Here is a 13,956-nt window from a genome sequence, read left to right as displayed (position 1 = left end):
TACCCCGCCGCCCGCCGCCCCGCCACCGCTGATGGGGGCTTGAGCTGTTCGGGGCAGGGCGCGAACCGAAAACCGCCCGCCACCGGACGGGAAGTCCGGCGGCGGGCGGTCAGCCCGTCGTGTCCGGGTGGCGAGCGGTGGGCCGGCGCGGGTGGCTCAGACGAGGCCGAGCGCCCGGATCGCGTCGCGCTCCTCGGCCAGCTCCGCCACCGAGGCGTCGATGCGGGTCTTGGAGAACTCGTTGAGGTCCAGGCCCTGGACGATCTCGTACGCGCCGTCCTTGGTGACGACGGGGAACGACGAGATCAGGCCGGCCGGCACGCCGTAGGAGCCGTCCGACGGGATCGCCATCGAGGTCCAGTCGCCCGCGGCCGTGCCGTTCACCCAGGTGTGGACGTGGTCGATCGCGGCGGAGGCGGCCGACGCGGCCGACGAGGCGCCACGCGCGGCGATGATCGCCGCACCGCGCTTGGCCACGGTCGGGATGAACTCGTCGGCCAGCCACTTCTCGTCGACCTGGTCGGCGGCCGGCTTGCCGGCGACCTCGGCGTGGAAGACGTCCGGGTACTGGGTCGCCGAGTGGTTGCCCCAGATGGTGAGCTTCCTGATGTCCGCGACGCCGACGCCGAGCTTGGCGCCCAGCTGGGACAGCGCCCGGTTGTGGTCGAGACGGGTCATCGCCGTGAACCGCTCCGCCGGGACGTCCGGGGCGTTCGTCTGGGCGATCAGCGCGTTGGTGTTCGCCGGGTTGCCGACGACGAGCACCTTGATGTCGTCGGCCGCGCCGGCGTTGATGGCCGCGCCCTGCGGCTTGAAGATGCCTCCGTTGGCCTGCAGGAGGTCACCGCGCTCCATGCCCGCCGTGCGCGGCCGCGCACCCACCAGCAGGGCGACGTTCGCGCCCGCGAAGGCCTTCACCGGGTCGTCGAAGATGTCCACCCCGGAAAGCAGCGGGAAAGCCGCGTCGGCGAGCTCCATCGCCGTTCCCTCGGCGGCCTTGACGGCCTGCGGGATCTCCAGAAGGCGCAGCTTGACCGGGGTGTCCGGGCCGAGGAGCTGGCCGGAGGCGATCCGGAAAAGGAGCGCATATCCGATCTGCCCGGCGGCGCCAGTTACGGTTACGTTGACGGGTGTACGTGCCATGGCCCGGATGCTATCCTCCTGCGTCCGCTCCCGCCGCGTCCACGAGCCTGACGGGCCCCCGGTCCGGCGTGGCGCCGGCCACAGCGGCCCGGCCGTCCCCAGCCCTGGAGGTCGCGTGACCGGCGTCGTGGAGACCACGGCCGGCAAGGTGGCCGGCCGGGCCGAGGACAACGGGACGTTCGCCTACCTGGGCGTTCCCTACGGGGGACCTACCCGCGGCGGGGGCCGGTTCCGGCCGCCGCCGCCGCCCGAGCCCTGGGCCGGGGTGCGTGACTGCACCCGCTGGGGTGCCCGCTGTAAGCAGTCGATGCTGCGGCTGGGGGCCCGCTACGGCGCTGACGACCCGAGCGCCGACCGGTCGGCCGCACTGCGGCGCAGCATCACCCTGATCAACCTGACCGGCGGCGGCGACCAGGGCCCGGTCAGCGAGGACTGCCTGAACCTCAACGTCTGGACGCCCGGCCACGACGACGCCCGCCGCCCGGTCATGGTCTGGCTGCACGGCGGCGGATTCTCCAGCGGCAGCGCGAACAACGCCGTGTACGCGGGGGACCGGCTGGCCAGGCGCGGCGACGTGGTCGTCGTGACCGTCAACCACCGGCTCGGCGTCCTCGGCTTCCTGCACCTCGCCGAGACGGGCGGCGAGCGGTGGGCCGGCTCCGGCAACGCCGGCCTGCTCGACGTCACGCTGGCGCTGGAATGGGTCCGCGACAACATCGCGCGGTTCGGCGGCGACCCCGGCCGGGTGATGGTCTTCGGCCAGTCGGGCGGTGGCGCGAAGGTCTCCACCCTGCTCGCGATGCCGGCGGCACGTGGGCTGCTGCACCGGGCGGCGGTCCAGAGCGGGCCTGCGCTGCGGGCCGTCACCGCCGACCGGGCCGACCGGGCCGCGCACGCCCTGCTGCGGCAGCTCGGCCTGGACCCCCGCCACGACGCGGACCGGCTGGCCGACGTGCCGAGCGCGGCGCTGATGACCGCGGCGGCGAAGGTCATCCTCGCGGGAGCCGGGCCCGGCCCGCTGGGGTTCGCCCCTGTCCTGGACGGGACGACGATCCCGGCGCACCCGGGTGACCCCGGCCCCGCGCCGGCTGGGCTCGACGTGCCGGTCCTGCTCGGCTGCACGGCGGACGAGGCGGCCTTCATGTCCGCCTTCCACCCGCGGTTCGGCGCGTTCACGATGGACGACGTCCTGCCGGGGCTGCGCGACGCCTGGGGCGCCCGGACCGACGAGCGGGTCGAGCTGCTGCGCCGGCTGCGGCCCTACTGGACGCCGTCGTTCCTGCGTGCCTGGAGCCAGGGCCTCGGCTTCCAGACCAGCACGTCCCTGCTAGCGGACCGCCGCGCCGACGGCGGCGCCGCGCCCGTCCACGCCTACCTGCTGGCCTGGCGCACCCCGGTGCTCGACGGCATCCTCGGCGCGCCGCACTGCCTGGACCTGCCGCTGGTCTTCGACAACCACGACCGAGCCCGGATCGGCGGCGCCGGCCCGGACGTGCGCCGCCTCGTGGACGAGGTCGCCGGGGCCTGGGTCGCGTTCGCCCGCGAGGGCGACCCGAACCACCTCGACCTGCCCGACTGGCCGGCCTACACGACCGAGGACCGCTCGACGATGGTCTTCGACCGGCCGACCCGGCTGGTCGAGGACCCGGAGCCGGAGATCCGGGCCGAGTTCGAGCCGTCGCCGATCTTCTCCTGACACCGGAGCTGGACCTGACCGGCCTCGGCTAGACTCGTGCGTTGACCGTGTGACGTCCTGCGCGCCGATGGGCGTGAGGACGAGCGTGCTTGCAGGCGTGAGGACGAGAGCCACCGGTCCGGTGTTCGGTGCTTTACGGGGTGATGTGTGCGCACAGGCAGGGTGTTGAGGTTCGACCAGGTTCGGGGCTACGGGTTCATCGCGCCTACCGGCGGCGGGGAGGACATCTTTCTGCACGCCAATGACCTGCTGGTCGACAAGCACGTCGTGACGGCTGGCGTGACCATGGAGTTCGAGGTGGAGCAGGGTGACCGCGGGCCGAAGGCGACGGGCGCCCGGCTGGTGCGGTCCGCACCCGGTGCCCCCACGCCCGCCACGCCGGCCGAGGACGGTGCCGTGCGGGAGCCCGGCGACGAGGGTGAGGACTTCTTCTACGTCCCGTCGACGAAGGAGTTCTCCCGGGAGGTCACCGAGATCCTGCTGCAGACCGAGCCGACCCTGACCGGTGCCCAGATCCTCGCGGTGCGGCGCGGGATGACCCGCCTGGCCGAGAAGAACGGCTGGATCGAGGGCTGACGGGGCTCCGCCCCAGCCCGACGAGGCATGCGCGCTGGTTCCGGACCGAGGGCAGGCTCACGCAGGGACCTGCGATCTGCCGGCCGATCGCCGCCATCCGCTACGCCTAGTGATGATGACCAAGGCTTAACGCCGAAACTGCTGGTCAGGTGCGCTTGCGTCGCGCGCCGTGGAGCGGATGTTCGTCACGCTACGTCAATTTTACTCGATCTTCACGGCTTTCGCCGACCAAGCCTTCTAGCCAGGCGGCCGACGGTCAGGTCAGCGACCGGGGGTCGGCTGGGACGTCGACGGCGTGCTCGCGCAGCGCGTCGAGCGGGACGAGCTCCAGTGCGCGGGCGTTCGTGGACGCGAGGACCACCGGGGCGGCGACGCCGGCCCGGTAGGCCTGCAGCCAGCGGGCGGCGACAACGCACCACCTGTCGCCGGGCCGCAGCCCCGGGAAGGCCCACTCGGGGCGCGGGGTGGACAGGTCGTTGCCGACCTCGCGCTGATGATCCAGGAACTCCTTGGTGACCACGGCGCAGACGGTGTGGCTACCGAGATCCTCCGGCCCGCTGGTGCAGCAGCCATCCCGGGAGAAACCGGTCATCGGGTCAGTCCCGCACGGCTCCAGCGGGCCGCCGAGGACGTTGCGCTCGTCCGTCACGCCCTCAGTGTGGCATCTTCGCCGCACTCGGCTACCGCCGTCCCGCCGGTGGGCCCGCCGCCGGACGGGAGATGACGCCCCGCGGCGCCGGGCCGGGCGGGACCGAAGCCCCCGGGCGTGGCGGGCCGCAACGCCGCTCACCGCAACGCTCACAATCTGAGAAGGTTGTAAGGTATTCAGCGGTCGGCCACTGACGACGTGACCGCGCGGGGCACGGCGGGCAGCCTTACGGCGGGCTGAGCGGCGGGCCGTGTGGCGGGACAGCGGCGTGCCGAGTGGTGCGTGTGTGGACGGCCGACGGGATTGTGATGGTGGCGTCGTCTCATGGGCGGCGGCGTCACGCCGTGCACGGTGCCGCCTTCGCAGAGGCGGCACCGTCGCAGGTGGCAGGCACGGGCGACAAGCACGACGCGCGGCGGCGGGCCCCCCGCGTCGCGGAAGGGAGTCGGGCCATGGGGCGGGGTCGGGCCAAGGCGAAGCAGACGAGGGTTGCCCGGGAGCTCAAGTACCAGTCGCCGAACATCGATCTCGACCGGCTGCGCGCCGACCTCGGGGCCGTGACGGACGACGGCTTCGGCGACCAGACGGACGGCGTGGACGGCCACGCCGGCTGGGGCGACCAGTACGAGGACGAGGAGGACGAGGCGCGAGCCTCGTCCTACTGAGTTCCCGCGCGGTTCCGGCGGCGAGAGCCCGGGCGTCCGAGGACGCCCGGGCTTCGTTCGCCTGGACTTGAGCTGACTGGCTTGCAGGCGCTTCGGCGCGCCTGGGGAACCGGGTCAGCGATGGGCGTCGAGCAGGTCCCGCAGGATCTCCGCCTGCTCGTTCAGGACACCGGTGAGGATCAGGCGGGTCTGGTCGAGCAGGTCGGCGAGCAGCGGCGTCGACAGCGCGTAGTAGACGGTCGTGCCCTGCTTGCGTGTCGTCACGAGCCCGGCCCGGCGCAGCACGCCCAGCTGCTGGGACAGGTGCGACGCCTCGAGGCCGACGTCCCCGACCAGCTCCCCGACGGAACGTTCCCCCTTGCGCAGGAGCTCCAGCACCCGGATACGAGCCGGATGCGCGAGGGAGCGGAAGAACTGGGCCTTGAGCTCGTAGAGCGGGGTGGCCATCGGACTAGTCACCTCGCCGGCATGCCCAGCCGGACCAGTCTGGGCCTACCGCGCAGCTGGCCAGCGGGTGGCGAACAGGGTGAGCCACCCGCCCCCCGGTGATGACCGATCGTGGTGAAAAGTTTGGTCGACGGGAAGGCAACACCTGCGAATCTTACGACATTGTCAGGTTCCTGGCCGCCTTCCCTGTGCTGGCAGGCCCAGCCGGCGTCAGCCGTGGCGGGCCAGGCGGCGCAGGCGGCCGGCGGACGCGTGGCTGGTGCGGCGCGCGCGGGTGGCGCCCCTCGTCGCGCCGGGGCCGAAGCCGCGGGTGCCCACGGCGGCTCGCTCGGTCTGGGCGGCGCGCCTGGCCGCGAGCGCGGTGACGGCGGCCTGGCCGCCGACCGGCCGCGCCGCCGGCCGGAACGCGGCGGCGTACCGCGAGGAGCGCCGGTAGCCGTGCTGCCAGTGCAGATGGTTGTCGAGGTCACCCGACGTGGCGAAGTCGCTGTCGCAGCCCAGGTCGGCGCGCGGGCACCTGTAGGCGATCATCAGTCCTCCCCATGCCGGCCGGGGCCGCCCGATGGGGGTTCGTGCGGCGGCGTCCGGCGCTCCGGCGCAGGCCCTGTACCCGTGAGGTGCGCAGCCGAAGCCGCGTGGGGCTGGACCGCCTCGTCCGGCCGTTCACTACCTCAGTGTTGCCAGCAGGTCACCGCGGTCTGGCTGGATGAGTGGCCGATCAGGCACGCCCGCGGTGACCGGGGCAGACTTACCGCCATGGCCAGCGAATCCACGACCTTCTCCGGAACCCAGACGAGGCTGGCGGGCGACATCGCGGCGGCGACCCGGGCGCTGCCGTCGACGGGCGCGCAGGACGAGGTCGTCGAGCTCTGCCGGGACCTTCTGATGATCGACTCGACGAACCGCGGCAACGGGGACGGTTTCGAGCGGGCCGCCGCCGAGTACGTCGCCGCGAAGCTCGCCGACGTCGGCCTCGAGCCGACGCTGCTGGAGTCGCAGCCCGGCCGCACCAGCGTGGTCACCCGGATCGAGGGCACCGACCCGAGCCGGCCGCCGTTGCTGATCCACGGGCATCTCGACGTCGTCGCCGCGGACCCGTCGGAGTGGCGGCACCACCCGTTCGGCGGTGAGGAGGCCGACGGCTGCCTCTGGGGCCGCGGCGCGATCGACATGAAGGACATGGACGCGATGACCCTGGCGGTCATCCGCGACCGGGCCAGGACCGGCCGCAAGCCCCCGCGGGACCTGGTCGTCGCGTTCGTCGCCGACGAGGAGGCCGGCGGCCCGCTCGGCGCGCACTGGCTGGTCGACCACCACGCGGACCTGTTCGCCGACTGCACCGAGGCGATCAGCGAAGTCGGCGGCTTCTCGTACACGGTCCGCGACGACCTGCGGCTCTACCTCATCCAGACCGCCGAGAAGGGTATGGCCTGGATGAAGCTGACCGCTCGCGGCCGCGCCGGGCACGGCTCGATGCTCGCCGCCGACAACGCAGTCACGAAGCTGGTCGAGGCCGTCACCCGGATCGGCCAGCACAGGTTCCCGGTCGTGCTCACCCCGACGGTCCACCAGTTCCTCGACGCGCTCGGCGACGCCCTCGGCATCAAGATGGACTACGACGACCTGGAGACGACTGTCGCCAAGCTCGGCGGGCTGGCCCGGATGATCGGCGCGACGATCAGCGACACGGCGAACCCGACCCAGCTCAACGCCGGGCACAAGGTCAACGTGATCCCCGGCGAGGCGACGGCCGGTGTCGACGGCCGGTTCCTGCCCGGGCGCCAGGAGGAGTTCATCCGCCAGATCGACGAGCTGATCGGCCCGGACATCCAGCGCGAATGGGTCGTGCTGGACCGCGCCGTCGAGACGCCGTTCGACGGGCCGATGGTGGACGCGATGGCCGCCGCGCTGCGCGCCGAGGATCCCGGCGCGCGCGCTGTCCCGTACATGCTCTCCGGCGGCACCGACGCGAAGTCGTTCTCCCAGCTGGGCATCCGCTGCTTCGGCTTCTCGCCGCTGAAGCTGCCGCCGGACCTGGACTTCTCCGGCATGTTCCACGGCGTCGACGAGCGGGTACCGACCGAGGCGCTCAGGTTCGGCACCCGCGTCCTGGACCGCTTCCTCGCCGCCAGCTGAGCCACGGCCCGGCCGGGAGCCTGCGCGGCTGGGCTTCGAGGGACCCAGGCCCGGGCATCCCGGAGTGGACGACCAAGGTGGCCGCGGCATGCCCGGGGCCGGACAGGACTGGAGGGCCAGGTGGCCTTGGAACGCCCGGGGCCGATCGGCTGGCTGTTGATCGCCGCGGTCGTGGTCGCGCTCGTGGGCGTCCTCGGCCACAGCGCGCAGCACGGTTCCGGCGGTCGGCGGGTCGCGCTCTGGGGCGACTCGATGGCGTGGGAGGCGCAGGACGACTTCGCGGCCGACGTGACCGCCGCCGGTGGCACGTCGCTGCTCCTGCACACCTACGGCGGCACCGCGCCCTGCGACTGGCTCTCCGACATCCGCAAGCAGTCGCGCAGCTGGCACCCGACCGTCGCCGTGCTGGCCTTCTCCGGCAACACCGGCACGAAATGCATGAAGGGCCGGGACCTGACCAGCGCGTACCGTTCGGACGTCCTGGCCGCGGTCGCCCGGCTCAGCCGCGACGGCGCCCACGTGCTGCTCGTCGAGGCCCCGCCGCGACGGGACCAGACGGTCGACCCGCAGGGGCTCACCTCGCTGGACCAGCTCTGGCAGAAGATCGCCGGCCAGGTGCCGAACACGACCGTGGTGCCCGCCGGCCGCGCCGTCACCGACACCGCCGGCCGGTTCGTGCAGACGGTCCCCTGCGGCCCTGGCGATGTGTGCCCGGCGGGCGGCCAGGTGACGGTGCGCAGCCCCGACGGCGTGCACTTCTGCCCGGTCGAGCAGCCGCCGATGACGCGCTGCCCGGTCCCGTCGGCCGGTGCGGCCCGCTACGCGCACGCCATGGCCGCCGCGGCGGTGGCGCTGCTCGGCCCCCTGCCGTCCACGTCCCCGACCGGAGCGCCGGTGCCCGCGACGTGACCTCACGATCATCCAAGGAGAGCCATGGCCACCGTACGGGCGCTTGTCGTCCCCACTGCCGGCGCGGCCGTCGTGCCGGCCACGATCTCCCGGCGTGACCCGCGCCCGGACGACGTCGTCATCGGCATCAGGTTCGCCGGGATCTGCCACAGCGACATCCACCAGGCCCGCCAGGAGTGGGGCCCGGCGATCTTCCCCATGGTGCCCGGCCACGAGATCACCGGTGTGGTGGCGGCCGTCGGCGCGCAGGTCACCCGGTTCGCGGTTGGTGACCGGGTCGGCGTCGGCTGCTTCGTGAACTCCTGCCGACACTGCGAAGCCTGCGTGGCCGGCGAGGAGCAGTACTGCACCGACCCGGGCCCGGTGTTCACCTACAACGGCACCGACTACGACGGCGAGCCGACCTACGGTGGCTACAGCCAGCAGATCGTGGTCCGGGACGCCTACGTGCTCCGGATCCCCGACGCCGTGGCGCTGGACGCCGCCGCGCCGCTGCTGTGTGCCGGCATTACGACCTACTCGCCGCTGCGCCACTGGAAGGTCGGCCCGGGCTCGAAGGTCGCCGTCGTCGGCCTCGGCGGCCTGGGCCACCTGGGCGTCCAGCTCGCGCACGCCCTGGGCGCCGAGGTCACGGTGCTCAGCCAGTCACTGGCCAAGGAGAAGGACGGCCTGCGCCTCGGCGCCGACCGGTACCGGGCGACCAGCGACCCGGCGGCCTTCGAGGAGCTGCGGGGCAGCCTCGACTTCATCCTCAACACGGTCTCGGCGAACCTCGACCTGGACGCGTACCTGTCACTACTGAAGCTCGACGGCACGATGTGCAACGTCGGTGGCCCTGCCGAGCCCGACGCGCACCGGGCCTTCTCGCTGATCGCGGCCCGCCGCAGCCTCACCGGCTCCAACATCGGTGGCATCCGCGAGACCCAGGAGATGCTTGACTTCTGCGCCGAGCACGGCATCGCGGCCGAGATCGAGCTGATCACAGCCGCCGACGTCGACGCCGCCTACGACCGCGTGGTCGCCAGCGACGTCCGCTACCGCTTCGTGATCGACATCGCGACCCTGTAAGGCGATCGGCCGGAGACGGCGCTTCGCGCCTCCGGCCGCTCCGCCTAGCGGGCGCTGAGCGCCCTCCCAACGTCTGTCGTCTCGTGGCGTGGACGCCGCTGGTCAGGCCGCGTCGCGGTCGGGACCGTGGCTGGGCTGGGTACCTCGTCCGTCTCCGGCTGTTCCCTGTGGGCGAACGCGGGACGAGCAGGCGGGAGGAACAAGGGGCCGCTCTGGGGACTTTAGTCGGTCGGGCTCAAGTTCATTGGGCCGACCGACCACCGTTCCGACCTTGAGTGGATGTGCCTACGTGACTGAGAACCGTGTGCTGCCCGTCCTGCCGATCGACGACGTGGTCGTGCTGCCCGGCATGGTCGTCCCGCTCGCCCTGTCCGACGTCGAGACGCGCGCCGCGGTCGACGCGGCCCGCGCGGCGGCCCAGTCGCGCGCCCCGGCCGGCGCCGACGGTGGCTCCGCCGGCCCCAAGGCCGAGGTCCTGCTGACCCCCCGCCTCGACGGGAGGTACGCGGCCGTGGCCGCGCTCGGCGTGATCGAGCAGGTCGGCCGGCTGCCCGGCGGTGAGCCCGCCGCCGTCGTGCGCGCCGTCGGGCGCGCCCGGATCGGCACCGGCTCGACCGGCCCCGGCGCCGCGCTGTGGGTCGAGGCGACGATCCTCGACACCACCGGCACGACGCCGACCGGCACGTCCCCAAGCGGCAGAGTCGCCGAGCTGGCCCGCGAGTACAAGGCCCTCGTCACCACCCTGCTGCAGCAGCGCGGCGCCTGGCAGGTGGTCGACTCGGTGACCTCGATCGACGACCCGTCGGCGCTGGCCGACACCGCCGGCTACGCCCCCTACCTGACCGCCGCCCAGAAGCTGGAGCTGCTGGAGGCCGCCGACGTCACGACCCGGCTGGAGAAGGTGCTGGCCTGGACCAGGGAGCACCTCGCCGAGCTGGACGTCGCCGAGACGATCCGCAAGGACGTCCAGGAGGGGATGGACCGCCAGCAGCGGGAGTTCCTGCTGCGCCGCCAGCTGGAGGCCGTCCGCAAGGAGCTGCGTGAGCTCTCCGGCGGCGAGGGCGGCGACGGCGAGAACAACGACGACTACCGCGCCCGCGTCGAGGCGGCCGGCCTGCCCGAGAAGGTCCGCGAGGCCGCGCTCAAGGAGGTCGACAAGCTGGAGCGGACCTCCGACCAGTCACCGGAGGGCGGCTGGATCCGAACCTGGCTCGACACGGTCCTCGACCTGCCGTGGAGCTCCAGGACCGAGGACTCCTACGACATCGCCGGCGCCCGCGCGGTGCTGGACGCCGACCACGCCGGCCTCGACGACGTCAAGGACCGGATCATCGAGTACCTGGCCGTCCGGCGCCGCCGGGCGGACGCCGGGCTCGGCGTCGTCGGCGGGCGGCGCAGTGGTGCCGTGCTGGCCCTGGTCGGTCCGCCCGGGGTCGGCAAGACGTCGCTCGGCGAGTCGGTGGCCCGCGCGATGGGGCGCAAGTTCGTCCGGGTCGCCCTCGGCGGCGTCCGGGACGAGGCGGAGATCCGCGGGCACCGGCGCACCTACGTCGGCGCGATGCCCGGCCGGATCGTCCGGGCGATCACCGAGGCGGGCACGATGAACCCCGTCGTGCTGCTCGACGAGGTCGACAAGGTCGGCGCCGACTACCGCGGCGACCCGACCGCGGCCCTGCTGGAGGTCCTCGACCCGGCGCAGAACCACACCTTCCGCGACCACTACCTCGAGGTCGAGCTGGACCTCTCCGACGTGCTGTTCCTGGCGACGGCCAACGTGATCGAGTCGATCCCCGGGCCGCTGCTGGACCGGATGGAGCTGGTCCGCCTCGACGGCTACACCGAGGACGAGAAGGTCGTCATCGCCCGCGACCACCTGCTGCCGCGCCAGCAGGAGCGGGCCGGCTTCGCCGCCGGCGAGGTCACGGTCGACGACGACGCGCTGCGGCTGCTGGCCGGCGAGTACACCCGCGAGGCGGGCGTGCGTGACCTGGAGCGCGCGATCGCCCGGGTGCTACGCAAGATCGCCGCGAAGGTCGCCCTGGACGCGGACGGCGCCCGGGAGCCGGTCACGGTCGGCGCCGGGGAGCTGGTCGGCTACCTCGGCCGGCCGCGGCACACCCCCGAGTCGGCCGAGCGGACGGCGCTGCCGGGGGTCGCTACCGGCCTCGCGGTGACCGGGGCGGGCGGCGACGTGCTGTTCATCGAGGCGTCGCTGGCCGACGCCGAGTCCGGCGCGGCCGGCCTGGCCCTGACCGGCCAGCTGGGCGACGTGATGAAGGAGTCGGCGCAGATCGCGCTGTCCTACCTGCGGTCACGCGGCGCCGAGCTGGAGCTGCCGGTCGGTGACCTGGCCAAGCGCGGGGTCCACGTCCACGTCCCGGCCGGAGCGGTGCCCAAGGACGGGCCGAGCGCCGGTGTCACGATGACGACCGCGCTGGCGTCGCTGCTGTCCGGCCGGCCGGTCCGGGCCGAGGTGGCGATGACCGGCGAGGTGTCGCTGACCGGGCGGGTGCTGCCGATCGGCGGGGTGAAGCAGAAGCTGCTCGCCGCGCACCGGGCCGGCATCACCACGGTCCTGCTGCCGAGCCGCAACGGGCCGGACCTGGACGACGTGCCGGCGGCGGTGCGCGACGCGCTCACCGTCCACCTGGTCTCGGACGTCCGTGAGGTCCTCGACCTGGCCCTGGAGCCGGCCTTCGACGGCGATGGGCCGGAGACGGCGCTTCGCGCCTCCGGCCGCTCGGCCTTGGTCGGGCGCTGAGCGCCCCAACGTGACTCGGGGGTGGTGTTGATGTACGGGGTGGACGCTTGTCCAGGGCTGGCGGCCGGGTTGCGTCTCGCTTAGAACGATCGCCCGGGAGCTCCCAGCTTGGGGGCTCCCGGGCGAAGCCGTCTCCGCGGATTCAGGGGCGTAGCGGCAGGGTCAGCTCTGGTCTGCTCGTCCAGCGCCAGGTCGTGTCGTAACGCGGGTTGGCCGCGCCGACGGCGAAGGCCCGGGAGGCGGTCGGCGACACCGCGACCCGCCAGTCGACCTCCTTCGTCGACTCCTGCCAGATCACCCCGATGATCTCGGGGTACCGCGGTAGCGAGGCGAAGAGCTGGGCGATCCACGCGGCCTTCAGTCCCGCGTTGTCGGCCGCGCCGGTCTCCGTGATCACGATCGGCTTCTGGGCGATGGTCTGGACCTCGGCGATGCTGCTCGCGAAGATCTCGTCAAAGGACTTGTAGGTCTCGTTGCCCACCGTGCCGTAGTAGCCGGAGAAACCGAACCAGTCCACATACGCGTCACCTGGGTACAGCTCGGCCAGCGGGGTGGAGTTCGCGTAGGTGACGTTGGGGCTCCAGATCCAGGCGACGTTGGTCGCCCCCTCCTGGGCGAAGATGTCGTGCACGTGGCGCCAGGCATGGACGTACTGGCCGGGCTGGTTGCCGTTGGCCTGTTCGGCCCAGGGGTACCAGTAGCCGTTCATCTCGTGCGCGAACCGCAGGCCGATCGTGTAGTCGAGCGCCCTGACCCCGCGGGCCCAGGAGCGGATGTAGGAGTCGAACGAGCCGTCGATGATCCGGCTGAGCCGGTACCTCGGCTGGGCGCCGCGCAGCTTGTCGCTCTGGGGCTTGTTCGAGAAGTCCCACGGCTCCCACGCGACGATCGGCATCATGCCCATGCTCGCGACCTTGTTCAGGTCATTGGCATTGAACCTGTCCGCGGCCCAGCCCTCGGAGAACTGGTAGGCCCCTGGCTTGTAGCTCGTCTTCTGCGTGAAGCTGAGCAGGTTGGTGAAGTCGTGGACCCCGGCGGTGGTCATGATGCCGACGAAGGTCTTTCCCGGCGCGGGGAACGGTGCCGGCGCGGCGGCCAGGCCGGTGGAGGGCGCCAGGAGCTCGGCCGGTAGCGCCGCCCCGGGAGCCGGGGGACCGGTCAGGTGCGGAGCCACCCGGAAGACGTAGCCGGCGAGCACGACCACGAGGATCACCGCGACCACCCGAGGCACCGTCAGCCTCACTGGCCGTTCTCCTTGACGGAGGTCTCCTCGGCGAGCCGAGCTGTCAGCAGGAGCTGGGACTCCAGCGGGTTCGCGGTGGCGGGCACTCGCGCGCGCTGCGTGGCCACTCTCGGCGGGCCCCCAAAAAAAAAAGCCGCGGACCCGGGCCGGGTCATCGCGCGGCTGTTCCTGCCCGGGGAGGAGGCCGGCGAGTCCGGCTCCCGGGCCGCCGGCATCGTCGCCCGGGTGCTCGCGCTGCCGGAGCCGGAGGTCGTGGGCCTCGTCGAGGGTCTGCTGGTGACGTTCACGCCGCGTCACCGGGACTACCAGGGGCTCCTGACCCGGCACGCCGCCGCGGTGGCTTCCCGGCTGCGGGCGCCCGCCACGCTGTCGCCGGCCCGTCTGCTGCTGCTCGGCGCGTGTTTCACCGCCGAGTACGCGGTGGAGGGCGCCGCGGTGACCAACCCCTCGGCGGTGGCGCATCCTGACCAGTCGGGGCTCGCCCCCGGAGCACTGCGGGTGGCGCTGAGCCTGCGCGGGATCGGTGAAGGCCACCTGTCCTCGATCGGCTTCGCGGCCTGTGTGGTCGGGCCCGGTCCCACGGTGCGACTGGAGCCGCGGGCCGGCCCGCTGACCGTCGGCGTCGCGGTACCGGTCGACTGGGAACCTGGCCAGCTGCGGGCC

Annotated in this window: 12 protein-coding genes and 1 pseudogene; 8 read left to right on the top strand and 5 right to left on the bottom strand. The window is 73.0% G+C overall.

The window, feature by feature from the left end; translation table 11 throughout:
- Positions 1–156: 156 nt before the first annotated feature.
- The gene (locus FRADC12_RS01265; RefSeq protein ID WP_045875232.1) at positions 157–1,143 is read right to left on the bottom strand and encodes a malate dehydrogenase; all 987 of its coding nucleotides are present in this window, start codon (positions 1,141–1,143) and stop codon (positions 157–159) included.
- A 115-nt stretch (positions 1,144–1,258) separates the two neighbouring features.
- On the opposite strand from FRADC12_RS01265, the gene FRADC12_RS01260 reads away from it, so the two are divergent.
- Positions 1,259–2,839, top strand: a complete 1,581-nt coding sequence (locus FRADC12_RS01260) for a carboxylesterase/lipase family protein (protein WP_045875231.1) — start codon at positions 1,259–1,261, stop codon at positions 2,837–2,839.
- A 147-nt stretch (positions 2,840–2,986) separates the two neighbouring features.
- Positions 2,987–3,415 (top strand): cold-shock protein, encoded by a 429-nt coding sequence (locus FRADC12_RS01255; RefSeq protein WP_045875230.1) that lies wholly within the window; start codon positions 2,987–2,989, stop codon positions 3,413–3,415.
- A 256-nt stretch (positions 3,416–3,671) separates the two neighbouring features.
- On the opposite strand, the gene FRADC12_RS01250 is transcribed toward FRADC12_RS01255, so the two are convergent.
- Positions 3,672–4,064 carry a DUF2237 family protein gene (locus tag FRADC12_RS01250; protein ID WP_045875229.1) on the bottom strand — a complete coding sequence of 131 codons (393 nt, stop codon included), beginning with the start codon at positions 4,062–4,064 and terminating at the stop codon, positions 3,672–3,674.
- A 452-nt stretch (positions 4,065–4,516) separates the two neighbouring features.
- Here FRADC12_RS01250 and FRADC12_RS01245 point away from each other — a divergent pair, with 452 nt between their 5' ends.
- Complete coding sequence (locus tag FRADC12_RS01245; protein WP_045878908.1) at positions 4,517–4,729, top strand: DUF3073 family protein; 213 nt, start codon at positions 4,517–4,519, stop codon at positions 4,727–4,729.
- A 114-nt stretch (positions 4,730–4,843) separates the two neighbouring features.
- Here FRADC12_RS01245 and FRADC12_RS01240 read toward each other — a convergent pair whose 3' ends face one another.
- Both FRADC12_RS01240 and FRADC12_RS01235 read right to left on the bottom strand, forming a co-directional pair.
- Complete coding sequence (locus FRADC12_RS01240) at positions 4,844–5,176, bottom strand: ArsR/SmtB family transcription factor (protein ID WP_045875228.1); 333 nt, start codon at positions 5,174–5,176, stop codon at positions 4,844–4,846.
- 210 nt (positions 5,177–5,386) lie between these two features.
- Positions 5,387–5,707, bottom strand: a complete 321-nt coding sequence (locus tag FRADC12_RS01235; RefSeq protein WP_045875227.1) for a hypothetical protein — start codon at positions 5,705–5,707, stop codon at positions 5,387–5,389.
- Positions 5,708–5,932: 225 nt separating this feature from the next.
- On the opposite strand from FRADC12_RS01235, the gene FRADC12_RS01230 reads away from it, so the two are divergent.
- The 4 genes from FRADC12_RS01230 to lon all read left to right on the top strand — a co-directional run bounded on the left by FRADC12_RS01230 (position 5,933) and on the right by lon (position 12,050).
- Complete coding sequence (locus FRADC12_RS01230) at positions 5,933–7,312, top strand: M20/M25/M40 family metallo-hydrolase (protein WP_045875226.1); 1,380 nt, start codon at positions 5,933–5,935, stop codon at positions 7,310–7,312.
- Positions 7,313–7,432: 120 nt separating this feature from the next.
- Positions 7,433–8,221, top strand: a complete 789-nt coding sequence (locus tag FRADC12_RS01225; RefSeq protein ID WP_045875225.1) for a DUF459 domain-containing protein — start codon at positions 7,433–7,435, stop codon at positions 8,219–8,221.
- A gap of 24 nt (positions 8,222–8,245) precedes the next feature.
- Positions 8,246–9,289 (top strand): NAD(P)-dependent alcohol dehydrogenase, encoded by a 1,044-nt coding sequence (locus FRADC12_RS01220; protein ID WP_045875224.1) that lies wholly within the window; start codon positions 8,246–8,248, stop codon positions 9,287–9,289.
- 289 nt (positions 9,290–9,578) lie between these two features.
- Positions 9,579–12,050, top strand: a complete 2,472-nt coding sequence (gene lon, locus FRADC12_RS01215) for an endopeptidase La (protein ID WP_045875223.1) — start codon at positions 9,579–9,581, stop codon at positions 12,048–12,050.
- A 142-nt stretch (positions 12,051–12,192) separates the two neighbouring features.
- Here the strand turns inward: lon and FRADC12_RS01210 are convergent, their stop codons facing one another.
- Complete coding sequence (locus tag FRADC12_RS01210) at positions 12,193–13,293, bottom strand: glycoside hydrolase family 26 protein (RefSeq protein WP_045875222.1); 1,101 nt, start codon at positions 13,291–13,293, stop codon at positions 12,193–12,195.
- 99 nt (positions 13,294–13,392) lie between these two features.
- Between FRADC12_RS01210 and FRADC12_RS31925 the strand changes: the two are divergent.
- A pseudogene (locus FRADC12_RS31925) lies at positions 13,393–13,956 on the top strand (glycoside hydrolase family 130 protein); the annotation flags it as partial.

The sequence above is a fragment of the Pseudofrankia sp. DC12 genome, from assembly GCF_000966285.1.
Classification (GTDB): Bacteria; Actinomycetota; Actinomycetes; order Frankiales; family Frankiaceae; genus Pseudofrankia.
The sequence above is the reverse complement of the archived record's forward strand: the minus strand, read 5'-3'. Positions and strand labels throughout refer to the sequence as shown.